The sequence below is a fragment of the Peribacillus deserti genome, from assembly GCF_002863585.1.
Lineage (GTDB): Bacteria > Bacillota > Bacilli > Bacillales > DSM-1321 > Paraperibacillus > Paraperibacillus deserti_A.
In genome coordinates, this window is record NZ_PGUY01000083.1 from 1 (window position 1) to 18,384 (window position 18,384).

An 18,384-nucleotide genomic window follows, 5' to 3' on the forward strand; every position below is an offset into this window, starting at 1 on the left:
CTTACGTTCCAATCAACCTGTTTAACAATAGGGTAGGTTCACCGAACTATTAAAAAACAACAATCTTTTAGAAAAGAGACTATATTTTTAATAAATGTGCACCATCAAAGAAAAAGAGGTATCTTTCCTGCACTGACTTTTGTAAAATCTGTTCAACTGCCCGGGTATAAAAGGCAATTTGGGTGCGGTACCTTTCGGCGAGAATATCTTTCGCACCTTCAAATCCGTTATAGAATTTCCCTTCAATCGTATCCGTTTTATAATCTAACAAAACGGTACCCTGTTCATCTTCAAAGATACAATCTATGACTCCCTGGACAAGGATCTGTTCATCCCCGTCCTCCCACTCCCTATATACTTCTTTCGCGGGTATCGATAGATTAAATGGAACCTCGCGCAGGACCATTTGAGCCCTTTGCAGCCTTTTCCCGGCATCCGTGGAAAAAAATTCGGTTATCATTGATGGATTGACAGCGGAAGCCTGGTCCTCAGTCAACAATTCCCTCTGGATGAGCTCATGTACTTTTTCGTTAATCATCTCGATCGTTACGGTTTCACCAAGATTGATATGCTGCATGACAAGATGCATGATCGTTCCTCTTTCAGCCGGGCTGATTGATTTTTCCTGCATAAATCTTGGTCTTGTAAGATATGGCTTTTGATACTTATCTATCAAATCCGTGGAGGTTTCTGCATCCCTGGTTTCAAGCTGCCGCTTTAATTCAGAAACGGACTGTTTCGAACGGAATATAGAAGCAGGCTTGTATGAATAATCCCATTCAAGCTGACGTTTGACCTCGGAGGAAAATTCCGTACCCACCGGAACTGGCTGTGTATTCTTAACCGCCTCAAGCCAATTCTCCTGTTCATCGGCAGCTTCCTCTGGTGCCTGCAGTTCCTCTGCTGATATAAGTTTAATGCTCCAGCTTGACGGATGCTCCCCGATTTCTTTCTGCTGGGCCTTACCGTATTCCGGTACTAATTCCTGGAAGTTATTATGCCGCACCATTGCAGGTCCTACCCAGTCTAAATAACTTTTGGCATTAGCCCTTACATAATCTTTAAGGAGCCACTCCTTGTGAGATAAATGCCCTGACCAATCCTTAAGGCTTTTCCCAGCATCCTTCAAAGTACCGATGAGATACAGTTTTTCTTTCGCACGCGTTAAAGCAACATAAAGCACCCGCATTTCTTCTGCTATGGTTTCCAGATGCTTTTTCTTTTTGAAGGCGATCTGCGGCAAGGAAGGATAGGTAATCTGAAGCTCCGGGTTCACATATTTAGAAGCAAATCCTAAATCCTTATCAAGTAGATAGTTTTTCCTGAGGTCCATCAAATTAAATTCCTTTGAGAGCCCAGCCACAAAAACGACAGGAAACTCAAGACCCTTACTGGAATGGATGGTCATAATCCTTACTACATCTTCTTGCTCTCCAAGCGCCCTTGCAGCACCCAGGTCGCTGCCCCTTTCCTGCATCCTCTCAATAAAACGAAGGAAGCGGAACAGTCCTCTAAAGGAGCTTGACTCATACTGTCTTGCCCGGTCATAAAGCGCACGAAGATTCGCCTGGCGCTGCCTTCCGCCGGGCATCCCCCCTGCAAAATCATAAAACTTGGTATCGGAAAACAACTGCCAGATCAATTCAGATAGTGAACCCTGCCTGGCCATTCTCCTCCACCTGCTTAACTGTGTGTGGAATCTGGCGGCTTTATCATACATCCCTGCTTCAGTCTCTTGGCCTCCATCACGGCAAAATGCAGTAAGAGCTTCATAGAAAGGGGCACCTTTTGCATACAGCCTGATTTCCGCCAATTCTTCCTCATCAAGTCCCACGATCGGTGATCTTAATACTGAAGCCAGTGGAATATCCTGCAGCGGATTATCAATGATTTTGAGAAGAGACATCATAATCGCAATTTCCGTTGCTTCAAAGTATCCGGTGGAAAGGTTCGCATGAATCGGAATTCCCTGTTTTTTAAATTCTTCCATGATTTGCCCGGCCCATGGCATGGACCTGAGTAGAATCACCATATCTTTATATGTCACATTTCTATGAGTTTTAGTTTTCGCATCATAAACAGGCCGTTTTTCATCAATCATTTCTTTGATAAGTTTAGCCATCAGACGCGCCTCACCCTGGGCCTTATCGAGCTCTTCACCGGCAAATTCAGCTTCTCTGTCTTCTGCAGTGTTTTTCTCGTCGGCATTTGGTGAATGTTCTTCTTTGCTTTTATCGATTAAATAGAGATTCACCGGATACAGCTCTTCTTCAGGGTATGATGCACCTTTTTTCAGTTCTGCAGCTTCATCATACTCAATCTCCCCGACCATGATGCCCATGATCTGCTTGAATAAGAAGTTAGTGCCATCCAGAACTTCCCTTCTGCTCCTGAAGTTCTGGTTAAGATCGATTTTCAGGCCGGAATCGATTCCATCCTGGGTGAAGCGAGAGTACTTCTGCAAGAAAAGATTGGGTTCAGCAAGACGAAAGCGATATATTGACTGCTTTACATCGCCCACCATAAAAAGGTTACCCGTGTATTCACCATCAGAGGTCACCAGATTAAGGATGGTTTCCTGCACCATATTGGTATCCTGATATTCATCCACTAAAACTTCCTTGAATTTTTCCCGATACTCCTTAGCCGGGGTTGAAGGAACAATATTCCCAAGATCGTCTCTTTCGATTAATATGTCCAGGCAAAAGTGTTCGAGATCAGAAAAATCAACGAGCCCTTTCTCCTTCTTAGCATCAGAAAATTTAACAGCGAACTCTTTAACCAGCTCCACCATCGTTTCGGCATAGCCCATTAATTCGTTCATGTCCCGTAAAAAGCTCTCAGGCTTCCTCGAGAAAAGTTCCTTTTTCAAATCTTCTAAGACCTTTTTCGCCCGGTCACGGTATTTCTTCGCTTCATCCACCAGGTCTTTATTAAAATCAGCCCCGCTGCATCGCTTAAGTGTGCCGAAACTTACTGTCTGCATTGCCTGGTATAAATCCGCCCAATTTTCCGATTTCTGCAGGTTTTCTACAACGGCCATGTCTTCAAGAAAATTCTCAGCGCGAGGGGCAGGTCCGCCCGGCTGCTTTGTGAGCTTCATTGCCTCATCAAGCAGGTCCCTTGCTGCCTGAAGCTTCAGCGTGATATCCATTTTCAAGTGATTCATGAAAGGCAGATCATCAATAAACTGCAGCTCCCCCACATTATAGAGCTCAATCAGGGAAGACAGCCATCTCCCGGGATCCGGATGGGACATGGAAAACTCATATAAAGACCGGATGATATCCTGAAGGGCTGCATCACTACGGTCATTCGAATATGCATCCACCACTTTAAAGAAGCGCTCATTGTCCTTTTCAGAATAATGCTCCTCAAACACTTCTTCCATGGCTTCATCTTTCATAATCTCGGCTTCTGTTGAATCCGCAATTCTGAAACCGGGATCTACATCGATTAAATAATAATACTTCCGGATTACTTCCAGACAGAAGGAATGCAGGGTGGAAATGGATGCCCTATTGATGAGGCTGAGCTGTTTTCTTATATGCTGCGAGTCGTGATTTTCTTGAATTGCCGCTTCCAGCGCCTCAGCAATCCGGTGCCTCATTTCAGCGGCGGAGGCATTGGTAAAGGTTACAACAAGCAGTTCATCTATATTCAGCGGATCTTCATCCGACAATAGCTTTTGAATAATCCGATTCACCAATACAGCTGTTTTCCCCGAACCTGCAGCGGCCGCAACCAGAATATCCTGGTCTTTAGCCCAAATTGCTTTCCATTGTGAATCTGTCCATGTAACATCTGACGGTTTTTCAGGGATTACTATTTTTGCCACTATTCATTCCCCCCTTTAATCAGCGTGAGTATTTCTTCCTCTTTTTTAGGGGTTAACACTCTGTACTCATTATCTTCGAGCGATACATCAAACTGGCAGACGGATTTATACGAACAAAATGTGCAGGGAATCTGTTCCTTAAGCTTGTAAGGCGCAATTTCCACATTCCCGCTTACAATGTCATCGCCGGCCTGTTGATATTTACTCCGGACATAGCTGTTTAAGCTCGCAAATTCCTGGCTGCTGGCTACCTTGGAAGAAGAATTAAGATTGCCATCCTTCTTGAAACCAGCCTGAATGATATGGGAGCTTCCATTTTCAAGGTTTGAATCCATTAATTCCAGAACGCCTCTTTCGCCTAAAAGCAATCCCTTCATCTTAAAGTTTTTAAAGATTTCTTCTTCAATCTGTTCCTTTGAAAGCATCCCGCTGCTTTTTACAACAGGATTGTGTACATGGAAGTACAGGACTCCGGCAGGCATTGCTTCCTTCCCCACCAGCGACCGTGAGTTAGTCACAATGATATCCAGGTAAGTCAGCATTTGAAGGGCAAGGCCGTAATACACTTCACTCAGATTCAGTTCCCTGGAACTCGATTTATAGTCTAAAACCCGTAAATATATCCCGTTTTGGTCTTCCGCCTTGTCTACCCGGTCAATCCGCCCAGCCAGCTCCATTCTGGTTCCGTTTTTCAGACTGAATGTAAGCGGAGGAAGTTCACCGTTCTTGCCGAAGCCAAGTTCAAGGCCCACCGGATTAAATCCGCTTGCACGCGCATGCTCGCTAAGGACCAGCGAGGCACGCCCGATAACCTGCTGCAGCTTGCGTGCAATATAATGATGCCGGTTAGAGCTTAACAGGATCTGATTTTGCAGCCTTGGCGCCAAGCGCTCTACAGCGCGTGCTGCCAGTTCCATACACTGCTGTTTCGTTAATGAAGACCAAGGTATATTTTTTTCGTGTAGATCGTCCGCGATAAGCTTTAATGCAGCATGGAACATTTCACCAATATCTGGTGCATCCAGGCGGAAAATTTTCCTCTCTTCCAGCTTTAACCCGTGGGCGGCAAAATGTGAAAACGGACAGCTGTTAAACATCTCCATTCTTGAAACGCTTGCCTGTATGGTCTCCCCATAAAGCATTTTGCTTGTCCCGCTTGATAGTTTCCGTGTTTTGTTTTTATAAAAAAGACTGGATAAAACAAGGGACACATCCCGTTTTAAGTCCGGTCTTTCCATGAACGCGTTATACACATCCCACCACATTGGATGGATTGGATAATTCCGTTTTTTTAACTGAAGCTGTGAGGCTAAGTAAGATAAAGCCGTATCGTAATTCACAGCAAATCCAAGCTGATCTTGCGGAGGAGCCTCAGAAGGATCCGTCACCCAGTATTTTTCCTCAGCCCTCGGGAACAAATCTTTTATCCTCTTAATATAGGAAGATGGCATAAGCGATTTTCCTTCCTCATCTGCCAGTGGATAAGAAAGATATAAAGATTCCGAGGGAGTTGTAAACAGCTTGTATGCTGTAAATTCCTCGTCCAATAGACGGATTTTTGTGCTTGGGGCTATTTCAATGCCATCCGAAAGTAGTTTTTCGCGGTCATTATCTGAAAAAACACCTTCCTCTGTAATTTTGGAAGGGAGTATCCCCTCGTTCAACCCAATCGCAAAGACAGTTTTTATATCACTTAACCTGGATAAATCCACATTGGTAACAAGCACCTGATCGATGGCCGGGGGAACGAGTGAAAACTTCATATTTTCCATCCCAGCATCTAAAATCGTGATAAATTTCTTTAAAGAAACCACATCATCGCCAAGCATCTCAACAAACTGATCCAGCAGTTCAATGATAGCGTTCCATGCCTGCTCATGTTCCCTCGCTTCGGCTAGATCCCCATCTTCCTCCGCAGCCAGCTTTAATTTCTCTAGCTTTTCCGGAATACGGAGTTCCTCAAGAAATAAATAAACAGCTTCACAATAATCCCTGCCATCCACCGCCCGTTTTAATCTCCTGGACAGTTTCACAATAGGGCCAGCAACCATATCTTTTAGTTCATTCAATAGATCTTCGGTCCGCTTTTCCTCATCGGTCTGTCCCCGGTCCTCAAGATCGAGTCCCCTGATTCTTCGATAGGACCAGCGTTCCTTATCTGTCCATCTTCTGCCTTTAATGCCTCTGGAAAGCACGTAATTTTCTAATATATCCGCTTTTTTGCGATAAGACTCTGCAAGAGCCTCTACAGGAAACAACATCTCCGTCTTAATGGCCCTGAATACAGGCTCATATCTCCAGTTTGAAACAAGGACTTCTAAAACAGAACGTATTAATTCAATGACTGGATGGTTAAGCATAGAACGTTTTGCATCAATAAAAATGGGAATATCGTAATCTTTAAAAATGGTCTGGATCATATCCTGATAGGAAGCAGAATTCCTGACAAGGATAGCGATATCTCTCCATCTGTAATTCTTTTCCCGGGCCAGCTCCATAACTTTTCTGGCAGTCCCCTCTACCTCAGCACGCCGGGAGACCGCCTGACAGATCGTTATGTCTGCAGAATCGGGATATGACACAGAAGGCCTCGTATTAAAGGCTGCTTCAAGATGCCTTAGACTAGGATTCTTAAATCTGTGCGGCTGATCCTGAATCAGTTCGTCGACAGAAACTTGATTCTTTAAGGCCATTGCATAGAGAGTTTGATACGTGTTTTCCGTCTGCCTGAACAAATGTGATTCATCCAGCCCGCCCGCAGGCTTGTCCATCGTCAGTGACACCGTTATATCGGGACAGGCCTTCATCAGTCCGTCCAGCACAAGCAATTCCTGCGGTGTTAAGCTGTAGAAGTCATCCACGTATATTTCTGCGTTCCTAAGATAGCTGGACCGGTCAATATGTTCAGCAAGCAGTTTAAAGTAATCTTCCGAATCGATATATTTTCCTAGCAACTCATTCTCAAATGTTTCATAGATCAGCTGAAGGTCATGCAGTTTATCCGCAATCGCTCCATTTGCCGGCCGTTCTGTGCCACTGTATTCCTTCAGCTTTTCCGGGGTGATACAATACCTTTTAAACTCTGTGATTATTTCTTCCACATGACCGATAAAGCCCTGTTTGTCAGAGGATTGCCGGAAAATTTTGAGCTCTTCCTTCTTATCCTCCAGAATTTTTTGGATGAGCATGGTAATTCCCACACTATTTAGATGGGTCCGGGTCATCCCGCCTGTTTCCTGAAGCACTCTCCAGGCAAGTCTACTGAAGCTGTATACTTGAGCCCGGATCATGCCATGCAGTCCGGGTGTTGTAATTAATTTATATTCTGATTGAAAGGTCATCTGATCCGGCACCAAATAGATGATTGGACGGCCGGCTGGATTCTCAAGCAGCCTGCCCGTAATCTCATCCAGTATTCTCTTGGTTTTTCCTGTACCGGATCTGCCTATCATAAAACGAAGGGACATTTTTTGCCTCCTGTATTTCAATTCTATAAATATATTTTAACATAAACCTCAGGCATTAAATAACTTTAAACTCAAACAAACGTTCTGTTTTTGCTGTTAAATATTTGCAGATACAACCTATTACTTTCTAGACTGAGCAGGGCTATTGGCCGGGCTGTAACCGGAGGAGCGGGGTTCTATGCTTTAATCTATATTAATCGGATGAGGTTAACATGATGCTGCTAGTATCCAATTAGCTTATCTTGAACTGGAGAGGGAGGAATTCTCCGAAAGCTTCATAAATAAGATTACAGCCTCAAGGAAGATTTCCTCCCGGCGGCCAGAGAACAGTGGTGATTCCTTTTGGTTGTAAATGAGTCTCAAATTCCTATCTTTTTTGGGGTTTTTTATCGAAAAGCTCCGTCAGACTGCCTAGCTTCGTCAACGGGACAATAATTTCGGGTAATTTATTGTTGTTGTAAGGGTTTTGAAGGTTTGGTTGAAGGTAAAGCTTAATGTTTTTGCGGTGTATGCTTGTGTTTCGAAGGTTTATGCTTAGGTTCCAAAGGTTTATGCTTATGTTTTTATGGTTTATGCTTATGTTTCGGTAATTTATGCTTATGTCCGGCTGGCCTATGATTATCATTATGTAGTTATGCTTATCTTATCGGAGTTATGCTTATCGTAATGGAGTTTTGCTTATCATACTACAGCTCTGCTTATCTAAAGATAACAGCTTCAGCTTAAAGCAGTTATGCTTCCTAAAAACAGAGCTATCCTTACCTAAACAGTTTTGCTTCCTTAAAACAGCTATGCGTTCCTTAACTCAGTGACTTCCAAATGCAGTTATGCTTATCTCAAAACAGTTATGTGTATCGCACACCTTTGCCGAATGATGCGAAACCTACTTTCTGTATATCGTAATATAGCTGTTGCGTAAAAATCCACCTTATATGCTGCCACTCTTATATATATCACTGCGCTTTACCTGCAGAATCTCTCTACCTAATCGCCATCCCCCTTACATCGTATATTTTTCCTAAAGATCCACGTTCCAATGTCATCCCTCACCGAATAACCTATGACTGCTTGACCTGACCATGTCCAGGACATCGGAAGAAGCCACTCATTATAATGTATTAAGATAATTTCTTAGCTCTCAAAAAAACAGCCTTCCTAATGGAAAGCTGTTCAGATTCTTCTTTAAAATTTTTTTATTGCGGGTATCATCATATTAAGCATGATGATCCTGCCAAGTATTCTAGATATTGCGATAAAAGGAGTTTTAACTGCCTATTTAGAAGCATCTTACGATTTAAGGTCAGCACGCTGGCAGGCCGTAAACCTTGTCGTGATTCCTGCTCGGAAAAAAGGCTCGTGACAGGTGTTGTATTTGGATCACTCCATTCGCATCTGTAAGCCTTTAGCAGTGCTTCGTACTAGAAACGGGAAGTGATCTCTCCAAGCGGCCAGAATCTGACACTTACCTTACCCACAACCTGGTTCTTGGAGACAAAACCAAAGTGACGGCTGTCCATACTGTTCAACCGGTTGTCTCCCATCATAAAAAGCTGGTTTGACGGCACTTTCTTCCTTCCGGTTACTTCTTCGATTGTAAAATCACCTGTATATTTCTGACCGACTAACGGATATTCATGTTTTCCCAGATAAGGTTCAGCATATCTCCTTCCGTTTATAAATAGTTCGTCATTACGGAATGAAATAGAATCCCCTGGCAGTCCTATCACTCTTTTTACATAATCCTGTTCGTTCACGCCGTGAAAAACCACGACATCAAACCGTTTTATCTCATGCAGTCTGTAGCTGATTTTACTGACTATCAGCCTGTCTCTGTCCCGTAAAACTGGCTGCATGGAATGTCCGTCCACCACATAACTGGAGAATAGAAAGGATGTTATGAATAAATAAATGAGAAAGCCAATGAAGATCGTCTTGACCCACTGGTATACGATATATGAACGGCTGTCTGGCATGATCATCACTCCAGCATTGGGATCGATTCGGTTTATACTACCCATTATCCCTTTTTACGCTATTGTTTAATCTTGCTTCAATTCTTTTTCCGACAAACCATAGTAAAAAAATGACGGTCAAGACAATTACTGTTCGGACCGGTTTATGGATAAGCGATGCGAGGTCATAGCCGACAAAGCTTATTGAAAATACCATGACCATTTTCCCCGCCAATACAGCCAGTCCGTATTGCAGAGGGCTGATATGTGAAAGCCCTGCTACAACATTGACCATCGCTGACGGGGTAAATGGGAAGCACAGCATAATGAAGAGCGGTCCGAATCCATGGCGGTCGACCCAATCCATAAGCCGCCTAACCTGCCTGTGTCTTTGGATGAATTGCAGAAACCTGCCTTGTCCATATTTCCTGACCAGCCAAAAAACGAGCAGTGCTCCTGCACAGGATCCAATCCAGGAAACAAGGAATCCCAGCCATAATCCAAACGCATTCGCATTTGCTAGCACAAATACGACCAGAGGCAGAAAGGGCAGAAATGCTTCAAGCATAGGAAGCAGTATCCCTGGCAGCGGTCCTAAAGACCGGTATTCGTTAATTAAGTCGTATATATTTTCAAGTGTCATCCATTCTTTTAAATCATTAACGTCCATTCTAAACTCCTTAGCCTGATTCATTGGTTGTATAGTGTCTTTTCTTTACTTGTCCCTTTTAACTACCTGTTGATTTAAGCGAGAAGCACCCCGCTTTCCGCGGGCGGTCCAGGAACCTCCCCTGCGTTATGCGCTTCCCGGGCTCTCTTTATAGAAGCCGGGAACGGTGACTTTCTCGCTTCTTCTTTCATAAAGAACCATGAATATCACACTTATCCGAAAGTCAGACAACTGATTTGCTGATTGAAGAGCGTCAGCGAAGACAGAAACATAGCAGCCCTTAACCACCCTCGGACCTGCCACGTTCTGTGGCCTCGCCCCGTTCGCACATGTTTTACATCGTGCGTAAGCCGCAGCTAGGAAAAGCGATTTTAGCCATTTTGATGGAGTTTGGCTTATGGCTAAGATGTAAGTCCGGAGTTGGACAACACTCCCTTCTCCCGCTGGAGTCCTGCATATCCGTCCAATCAACACAGGGGCCAAAATTCATATGAGCTTTAACATAACCTCGTTTTTAAAAAAACTGTACGTTATGTTCTTTCCCCACTATTCTCATCATAACCCATTTTTGGCAAACCATTAAAGTGGATGCTCCAAAAATCACGGCTGGAAATAGGGATATTTTTTAAAATGATCATAATCTATTGCCAACATAAATTTTTTTATTTAGGATATAATAAGAACAAATGTTCGAATTGAGCGGTAACTGGAGGCTTTGGAACGATGACAAGAATACCTGAACAGGATCGGGACATCATTGAAAATGAAATATATCTGCCGATGGTGCTGACTATCTTAAATAGGGATTTACATGTTTTTGGACAGAGCCCGTTTAAAATGAAACGCCCGTACTTAGATTTAGTCGAAGAGACAATGAGAATGGTTCAGAAAGACTTAAAGGAAACGAGGATGTATTTACGGAAGGAAAACATAAAGGTCAGTGAAATTAAGAGGGATGAAGCTTTTACTATGTACATGTTTTTGTATAAAGGATATGAAGAGCACCACAATTATTTTAACCCCCGCCTGCGCAACAAGGTTGAAGAGCTGATGACCTATTATTTATTTAAAAGGTATCATGCGCAGTCTAAATAATACACTTCTTAGGGAAGCATGCTTTAGTAATGAACGTGTCAGATGAAAGCTCCATGCTTCCGCTTCAGATATGTATAACATGCAGGTTTTCTGCAGGGTATGGATCTATCTGTGTGATCTTTCTAAGGCCAATGGGGACGCCTGACGAAATGCCGCGGCTTGCGCTTTAGGCCAGCCCGGACTGCTGGGTACATTTAGCGGCGCTTATTCATCAAAAAATAATTAGCTTTTAAGTCCGAAGCTTCTCCTGCAGAGTTTGTAAAGAGATACATGGATTTTCTTTGAGTCTCTTCAATTCTTTGAATCAATTTCGTGCGAAGCATGGCAGTCCGAAACATCTGGCTCTCAAAAGAGGAGAAAGAAATGGGAATCGATATCTGCTTCTTATTCCTGAACGTAACAATCGTCTCCCCCATGTCCGTTCTCTGGTAAAAATCTACATGTTCGTGGCAGATCCATATGCAGTCCTCCCTGCCAGGAGAGTTCGTTGGAAACACAAAGATGTTGCTTGTTGGATCGATTGTAATGGGAAGCTTATGAGTAATCCCAATCAACTGCCGGGTGCCGTCCTTTCTCCCTTCGTAGCTGCTGCCAAAATACTCACAGCTTTTCTTAATAATATCCATTGGTTTAAACGGTGAAGTAACTTCCCCGTCTATTTCAATTATCTGCGAGTATATTTTACTCCCATACGCAAGCGGCATGACTACTAATGTATACGGGTTGATTTCGTATTCCTCAACTAAGGTCGATTTTAGACTGGCCATAGCCTTCTCCTTTCTAAATATCCAATTTATGGTATATATGTACTATCATAATAGCATGATTCCGTTCTATAGACTAAAATTATTTTTTGAAAATTTAAACTTTTTGTTTAGTATTTACCTAAAACCCCATATAATAAAAAAAAGGACCTGGGGTGATCTGGATGAGTAAAAAAAATTCCTACACTGATTTGATGAAAAAAACAGTCATGGACCGCCAGAAGCACAACATGAATTACATGCAGAACCTGTTTATCGACATGCTCCTAAATGAAGTACTTCTCAGCCATTCTTTAGAGAAAATAAATGTGCGGATTGATCATGCCTTAGACACCAAAGATGAAGCATTGTTCCAGCAGCTTTCCAGTGAGAAGGCAAAGCTTACGAAAAGGCTGGGTACTTAGCGAGCTGCAGTTTAATCCTTCATAGAAAAATCTTTCATAGAAAAATAAGGGATTTAAAGCTTCCTGTGCTTTAAATCCCCTTTTATTTATTGATATTCGTTTAATTGAAAGCTGCAGCCACGAGAGCCTCTATGATGGATAAATTTTGTCAGAACCTCATTGCTGCGTTAAGCCCCAGTGCATATTTCCCATAAAATTAGGCTTAGGTGCCGTTACTTCTTCTCTTCCCAGTTTTCAAGCATCTGGATCCTTTCCAGCATGGTCGGATGTGTATAACGGAATATTTTCACTAAGAACGGAGGATTAACCTCGCTTAATCCGGATCGCGTCAATTCCTGGAAAGAGTGAATACCAGCTTCCTTGTCCTTTGTCATTTTGATTGCATAAGTATCGGCTCTCATTTCTTCATATCGTGCAACATAGTTAGAAATCGGGCTCGATAAAAACAGCAGGATAGAAATGATGAGCAGGAACAAGGGAAAAGAAGCTAGATTTGTAACAGAAGAAATTTTAAACGTCCTGCCCCATCTTCTTATCAAGAATTCCATAATTCCTGAGGCCAGCCATAAGCCCGCAAAAGATAGAGCCAGATATCCCGCAATGCCAAAGTACAGATGTTTTTCTACGTAATGGCCCATTTCATGAGCCATAATGAACAGAATTTCATTATCACTCAGCTTTTCTAAGGTTGTATCCCAAAGCACGATACGCGAATTCGATCCGATTCCGTTCACATATGCATTCATTGAGTTAGTTTTCTCCGACATATTTACCTCATAAACATGCTCTGCAGGGATGTCAGCTTTTGATGCCAGCTGCAATATTTTTGTCTCAAGCTGCTTATCCTTCAGCGGATAAAAATCATTGTATAAAGGATCTATGACTACAGGCTGAATAAACATGAGAAATAAGGTAAACGGAACAGATAAGATCCAGGCGTACAGCCACCACTTTTTATGATATTTCCGGATTAGCCAGTAGAGGACCGTCAAGACGATCCACATGAGGCCAAAATTGACCCAGAATCCAATTAGCTCATCCTTCATCCAGGATGGAAAGGTCTGAGTGGAGATATTGTAAGACCTTGAAAGCCGGTATCCTATATAATTTAATGGCAGGGTGACCAGCAGGGTCAACGCAGAAATCCAAAATAAAAAGATGCCGTTCTGCAGGATTGATTTGTTGGTGGAAGCTTTGGCCCATCGTTCAAAAAAGCGGGGCACCCCAGCCAGCAGCATCATGATATATACAACCCATTCATAGGGAGTAGATAAAAAGAATAAGAAATTACGTATTTTTGAATACTCCATGCTGATTTCCTGTTCTCTTTCATTTAGGAATACGGCAGGATCAGCGCTTGTCCCTTTTAATGCCCTGGGTATGGTCGTATCGGCTCCATAAAACAAATACCAATACATGGCTGTTATGAATATCAGGAAAAGAATTATCGTTCTCGAAGCCCATTTTCTAGACATAGTATCCTCCCTTCTCAGGTCTTGTTTCTTATAAATGTAGCCGTCAGCTTACTGTTTTAGAACCAAAAAGAACAGTTAGTATCTATCATTTACCAATCCTTGCAAATTTTATGTATTTTCATTATATAGCTTTCCTTATTAAGATCAATATGAGGTGCAAGATGAAAAAACTGTATGTGTTATTCTGCTGTCTTTTTTGTATAGGCGTGGGCTTGGGCGTTTATTCGTTTTTCAATTATAAGCAGCCTAAAATGGATCTCCCAGAGAGTGTAGTCATGGTTACGCCATCAGGCACTCCATTTACCTTTCGTAATATGAAACCGAAAGTCCGGCTCCTGGAATTTATGTATACTCGCTGCCCGGATATCTGTCCAGGCACCACTTTTAAAATGAAAAAGGTGAAAGATCATCTTATTAGGGAACAGGTATTTGGCAGCAAAGTCGAGTTTCTGACCGTTACCATAGACCCCTCCAGGGACACAGAAGAAGTATTGAAGGCTTATGCCAAAACATTTGATATAAACGAAGCTGAAGGCTGGAAACTGCTGCGGGGAGATGTCAGCGGAACTAAGAAACTTGCGGATGAATTTAATTTTACCTATGGAGGTCTGGGAACCGGCAGGCCATCACATACAAGCACGGTCTATCTACTTAACGAAGATAACGTGGTAGTGGAGGAGTTTGGTATGGGAGCTGAGAATTTCAAAGAGGAGCTGGTAATTGAAAAGATCATGGCCAGAATTGATTAGGTAAAAAGTACAAGCCGCCTCATTCTTTAGCGGCTATGTTCATAAACGAAAGGATTGCCTGCTGCTTGCTGTGAGAGGCACCCGCCTTTTTGCAGCGAGCCCGGGAGCCTCCATACATTTACGTCTGCGTAGTTTCCCTTGATCAGCTTTTGTCAGGAATGGCTTCCCGCCTCTGCTCGAGCAAGATAATCAAAATAACCTAAACAAAAGATGAGTACACAGTCAGCACTACAATGGAGCCAAGAACTGAAATGATAACATTCAGCCCTAAGTAAGATAATAGAAATGCAGATGCCGCCCCAAGCAGGCCGTAAAGAACATTATCCTGTATGAACAGGACAGCCGGAAAAATAAGTGCCCCCAGGGTCGCAAAAGGTATATTTTTCAAAACTCCCTGCCAGAATGGAGGCAATTCTTTCCCCTTAAATAGAACGAACGGAAGCAGCCGTGGAATATAGGTAGCTAGTCCCATTCCAATAATCATCCAGATAATAGAATTATTCACCCTGAGCCCCTCCCCTCTTCTTTAGGACTGATGCGGCTTCAATGGAGATGGCAGCTAAAAGTGTAGACGCTACAATGGACCATCCTGTGCTTAACACGTGTGAAAGGGTAAATGCACTATTCAGGCATGCCGCTGTAAGGGATAGCATCACGACCTTGGCATTCCCCTTTAGAGAAGGAACAAGCAGCCCGATGAACATCGCATATAATGCAATAGACATACTCTCCTGCAGAACCTGGGGCAAAGCCGCTCCAAAAATGAATCCAAGACCCGAGCTCACTACCCAGCTTGCATATGAAATTCCATTCACACCATACATATATCCTGTAGTTACTTCCTTGTTGTTCATAGAAGCAACCGAAAAGGTTTCATCTGTTATACCGAAAGCATAGCCGGCTTTTTTTAACAGATGGTCGTCCTCTGCTATTTCATTAAGAGACGCGGACATAAGAAAATGCCTGATATTAACGATAAAGGTAGTTAAAATGATTTCGTAGATCCCAGTACCCAGTGTCAGCAGATTCAGTGCCATATATTGCGATGCCCCGGCAAACACAATAAGGCTCATCAGTACCGTTTCGGTTAGCGTAAGGCCTGTACTTTTCGCAATTAATCCAAAGGTGATCGCAATTGGAAAATAGCCGATTGCAATACTGGTCCCCTCCTGCAGGCCTCTTCGGAAGGACGATGTTCCTCTGTCAAAAACTAAATCAGCCATATATGCATCTCCTCTAAATATACGAATCCAAATTTCTGTACTAATAGATGGTTTCTTAAAATTATACTTATATATAAATCTATTATTCAACCTTTCTTGTTAAAATTCAGCAGTTTGGACTAAAAAAAAATCCCACCAGCTGTTTAAGCCGGCAGGATTATTATTTTGCCCTGAAAACGGGTCTTCGTTTCTCCATATAAGCATCCAGCGCTTCCTGGCTGTCCTCTGTATGAACTACTGATTCAAATGCCAGCTCCTCAATCTGAAGGGCATGATGAAGCTCTTCCTGAATCCCCTTCTTCACGGCATATTTAGCCTGCTGAACCGCTATAGGAGCATTGTCCAGCAATAGTTTAACAAAATCCTGGCATACATCGTCAAAATTACTTTGCGTGGCTGCTCTTGTCAGCATCCCATAGCTGTATGCTTCGGCAGAGGATATTCGCTTTGCAGTGAGAATCAGTTCAAGCGCCTTCGATTCGCCTATCAGCCTTGGAAGCCTCTGGGTTCCTCCGCAGCCAGGGATTAATCCAAACCCTGTCTCTGTAAAGCCAATTAAGGTGTGATCAATCGCGATCCTAAAGTCACAGGCTAAGGCAAGTTCGAGTCCCAGCCCAAAGGCATACCCGTTAATAGCCGCTATGGTAGGCTGGGGCAGACTTTCTATTTCGTTTAACACATTATTGGCTTTCCTGTTAAATTCAACAGCCTGATCTGGTGAAGATTCTCTTCTTTCCTGCAGATCCTTTCCTGCACTGAAAGACCGGCCGCCGGCTCCCGAAAATACAACTACCCTGACCTGCTTATTGTGTTTAATATCTTGAACGACGTCACTCAGTCTCGACAGCATAGAACTATTTATAGCATTCAGTTTCCTTTCTCTGTTAAGAGTGACATAAGCAACGAACGAATCCACCTCATAAAGTATGGTTGATCTGCCTTCTGAATGAAAAGATGCATTCTTTGTCTGCGGCCGCTCTTTTTTTCCTGATGTATTCATGATGACACCTTCCTTCCGCCCTCCTGTTCTTTTGCTTATTCTTTTCCCAAATCAATATGAGGAGAAACAGCTTTAAGAGCATTTTACAAATTTTGTTAGTTGTCAGACTGCATAAAAAAGGAGTAAAAGCAGTCTGCTTTTACTCCGGCATTCAAATTGTCTGTGAAATGTGGTTTTTTAGAGATCTCCTCAATATTTTTCCTGTTGTATTCTTCGGCAGCTCCTCCAGGAAATCAAAGACGGAAGGCACTTTATATTTGGCAAGATGTTCTTGGCAGTAGCGAGTAAGATCTTCAGCAGTAAGAGTGTCCAGATTAGAGACTACGAATGCGTGTATCGCTTCTCCAAGGTTAGGATCAGGAACGCCTATTACGGCTGCCTCTATAATATTGGGATGAGCAAACAGCACTTCTTCAACCTCTCGTGGATACACATTATAACCACCGACAATGATCATATCTTTCTTTCGATCCACGATATAGAAATAGCCGTCTTCGTCCATTCTGGCAAGATCACCTGTATATAACCACCCGTCCTTCAGGGCTGCTGCCGTTTCTTCAGGCAGCTTATAATACCCTTTCATCACGTTCGGTCCCTTTACAATAAGTTCGCCTACCTGCCCGGCAGGAACTTCTTCGCCTAACTCATTAACCACCCGGTTCTGGACATTTAATATGTTCATCCCTATAGAGCCCGGTTTCCTAGGACGATCTAATGGATTAAAGCAGGTCACCGGAGACGCTTCCGATAAACCATACCCTTCACTTACAAGTACTCCGAATTTTTGTTCGAAGGCCTTAAGCAAAGAAACAGGCAGGGATGCGCCCCCTGAAATACATAGTCTTAAAGATTTCAGATCCTCGGCAGTTCCATCCGGGTACTGATAGAGGAAGTTATACATCGTCGGTACCCCGGCAAACACGGTTGCAGAATATTTTTTTGCTAAATGGAATACTTCCTTAGGACTGAATTTAGGCATGATCAGCAAAGCTGCTCCCGTTAAAAGAGGGGCGTTGAGTACCACTGTCAGGCAAAATACGTGAAACATGGGGAGAGCTGTAATAACGTAATCACTTTCATTCATCTTTAGATAAGAGCCGACATCAGAAGCATTTGAGTAGAGGTTTTTATGAGTAAGCATGGCTCCCTTTGGTTTGCCTGTTGTTCCGGAGGTATACAGAATAACAGCCGTGTCATCGTCTTCTATGACAGTCTCCTCATACACTGCTTCACCGGATTCAATCACAAATGTAATCGTTTTCAATTTTGGATAAATGTGTAAGGACTGATGTTCTCCTTCAATTCCACTGTTTGATGTCGGGCAGACAATTATGTTCTCTACCTGGGGAATCAGACGATCAATTCCTTCCATCAGCGGCAGAAGCACATCCAGCGTTACAACCAATTTCACATCCCCATTATTGATAATGAAACCAATTTCATCCGGTGTATAAATCGGATTAATTGGAATGACCGTTGCCCCAGCCCTTAAAGCGCCATAAAGGCCAATAATAAAATGAGGTGTATTGCCAACAATCAAAGCAATATGATCCCCTTTTTTTATACCCAATTTCTTTAACCCATTCGAAAACTTAGAAACAGCCATATCCAATTCCCGATAACTCGCCTTCTGATCCATGAAGATATAGGCGGTTTTGTCAGCAGAGACTAAAGCGGTCTCGTGCAGTCTTTGAGATAAATTCATACTTCCCCTCCCCACTGCTTCCTGAATGAATAGTCATTCATA

At 42.9% G+C, this 18,384-nt stretch carries 13 protein-coding genes and 1 pseudogene; 4 read left to right on the forward strand and 10 right to left on the reverse strand.

All coding sequences use genetic code 11. The annotated features are described in order from the left end of the window. Window positions 1–79: 79 nt before the first annotated feature. Both addA and addB read right to left on the reverse strand, forming a co-directional pair. Window positions 80–3,838 (reverse strand): helicase-exonuclease AddAB subunit AddA, encoded by a 3,759-nt coding sequence (addA, locus tag CUU66_RS22310; protein ID WP_101645605.1) that lies wholly within the window; start codon window positions 3,836–3,838, stop codon window positions 80–82. Beyond that, window positions 3,838–7,305, reverse strand: a complete 3,468-nt coding sequence (gene addB / locus CUU66_RS22315; protein ID WP_101645606.1) for a helicase-exonuclease AddAB subunit AddB — start codon at window positions 7,303–7,305, stop codon at window positions 3,838–3,840. Before addB ends, addA begins: the two co-directional genes overlap by 1 nt. Window positions 7,306–8,500: 1,195 nt before the next feature. On the opposite strand from addB, the pseudogene CUU66_RS25150 reads away from it, so the two are divergent. Beyond that, window positions 8,501–8,682 (forward strand): annotated as a pseudogene (locus tag CUU66_RS25150) (phosphate ABC transporter permease subunit PstC); the annotation flags it as partial. A 41-nt stretch (window positions 8,683–8,723) separates the two neighbouring features. Here CUU66_RS25150 and lepB read toward each other — a convergent pair. Both lepB and CUU66_RS22325 read right to left on the reverse strand, forming a co-directional pair. Beyond that, a complete protein-coding gene (gene lepB / locus CUU66_RS22320; RefSeq protein ID WP_101645607.1) occupies window positions 8,724–9,278 on the reverse strand; it encodes a signal peptidase I in 555 nt (184 codons plus the stop codon). 37 nt (window positions 9,279–9,315) lie between these two features. Then, window positions 9,316–9,927, reverse strand: coding sequence for a TVP38/TMEM64 family protein (locus CUU66_RS22325; protein ID WP_101645608.1), 612 nt, complete (start codon window positions 9,925–9,927; stop codon window positions 9,316–9,318). Between the two features lie 723 nt (window positions 9,928–10,650). On the opposite strand from CUU66_RS22325, the gene CUU66_RS22330 reads away from it, so the two are divergent. Beyond that, window positions 10,651–11,022: a hypothetical protein gene (locus tag CUU66_RS22330; protein WP_101645609.1), complete on the forward strand. Its 372-nt coding sequence runs from the start codon at window positions 10,651–10,653 to the stop codon at window positions 11,020–11,022. Between the two features lie 194 nt (window positions 11,023–11,216). Here the strand turns inward: CUU66_RS22330 and CUU66_RS22335 are convergent, their stop codons facing one another. Next, window positions 11,217–11,789, reverse strand: coding sequence for a competence protein ComK (locus CUU66_RS22335; protein WP_101645610.1), 573 nt, complete (start codon window positions 11,787–11,789; stop codon window positions 11,217–11,219). 161 nt (window positions 11,790–11,950) lie between these two features. Between CUU66_RS22335 and CUU66_RS22340 the strand changes: the two genes are divergently transcribed. Beyond that, entirely contained in the window at window positions 11,951–12,190 is a 240-nt protein-coding gene (locus CUU66_RS22340) for an IDEAL domain-containing protein (RefSeq protein WP_101645611.1), read from the forward strand. A 212-nt stretch (window positions 12,191–12,402) separates the two neighbouring features. Here CUU66_RS22340 and CUU66_RS22345 read toward each other — a convergent pair whose 3' ends face one another. Next, window positions 12,403–13,665, reverse strand: a complete 1,263-nt coding sequence (locus tag CUU66_RS22345) for a M48 family metallopeptidase (protein WP_101645612.1) — start codon at window positions 13,663–13,665, stop codon at window positions 12,403–12,405. A 161-nt stretch (window positions 13,666–13,826) separates the two neighbouring features. On the opposite strand from CUU66_RS22345, the gene CUU66_RS22350 reads away from it, so the two are divergent. Next, complete coding sequence (locus CUU66_RS22350) at window positions 13,827–14,414, forward strand: SCO family protein (RefSeq protein WP_101645613.1); 588 nt, start codon at window positions 13,827–13,829, stop codon at window positions 14,412–14,414. A 199-nt stretch (window positions 14,415–14,613) separates the two neighbouring features. Here the strand turns inward: CUU66_RS22350 and CUU66_RS22355 are convergent, their stop codons facing one another. From CUU66_RS22355 to CUU66_RS22370, 4 genes are all read right to left on the reverse strand, one after another. Next, window positions 14,614–14,919, reverse strand: coding sequence for an AzlD domain-containing protein (locus tag CUU66_RS22355; protein WP_101645614.1), 306 nt, complete (start codon window positions 14,917–14,919; stop codon window positions 14,614–14,616). Next, on the reverse strand, window positions 14,912–15,637 hold the full coding sequence (locus CUU66_RS22360; protein ID WP_101645615.1) for an AzlC family ABC transporter permease: 726 nt from the start codon (window positions 15,635–15,637) through the stop codon (window positions 14,912–14,914). Before CUU66_RS22360 ends, CUU66_RS22355 begins: the two co-directional genes overlap by 8 nt. A 160-nt stretch (window positions 15,638–15,797) precedes the next feature. Further along, window positions 15,798–16,637 carry an enoyl-CoA hydratase-related protein gene (locus CUU66_RS22365; RefSeq protein ID WP_101645616.1) on the reverse strand — a complete coding sequence of 280 codons (840 nt, stop codon included), beginning with the start codon at window positions 16,635–16,637 and terminating at the stop codon, window positions 15,798–15,800. Between the two features lie 151 nt (window positions 16,638–16,788). Then, window positions 16,789–18,342, reverse strand: a complete 1,554-nt coding sequence (locus CUU66_RS22370; protein WP_101645617.1) for a fatty acid--CoA ligase family protein — start codon at window positions 18,340–18,342, stop codon at window positions 16,789–16,791. Between the last annotated feature and the right edge of the window lie 42 nt (window positions 18,343–18,384).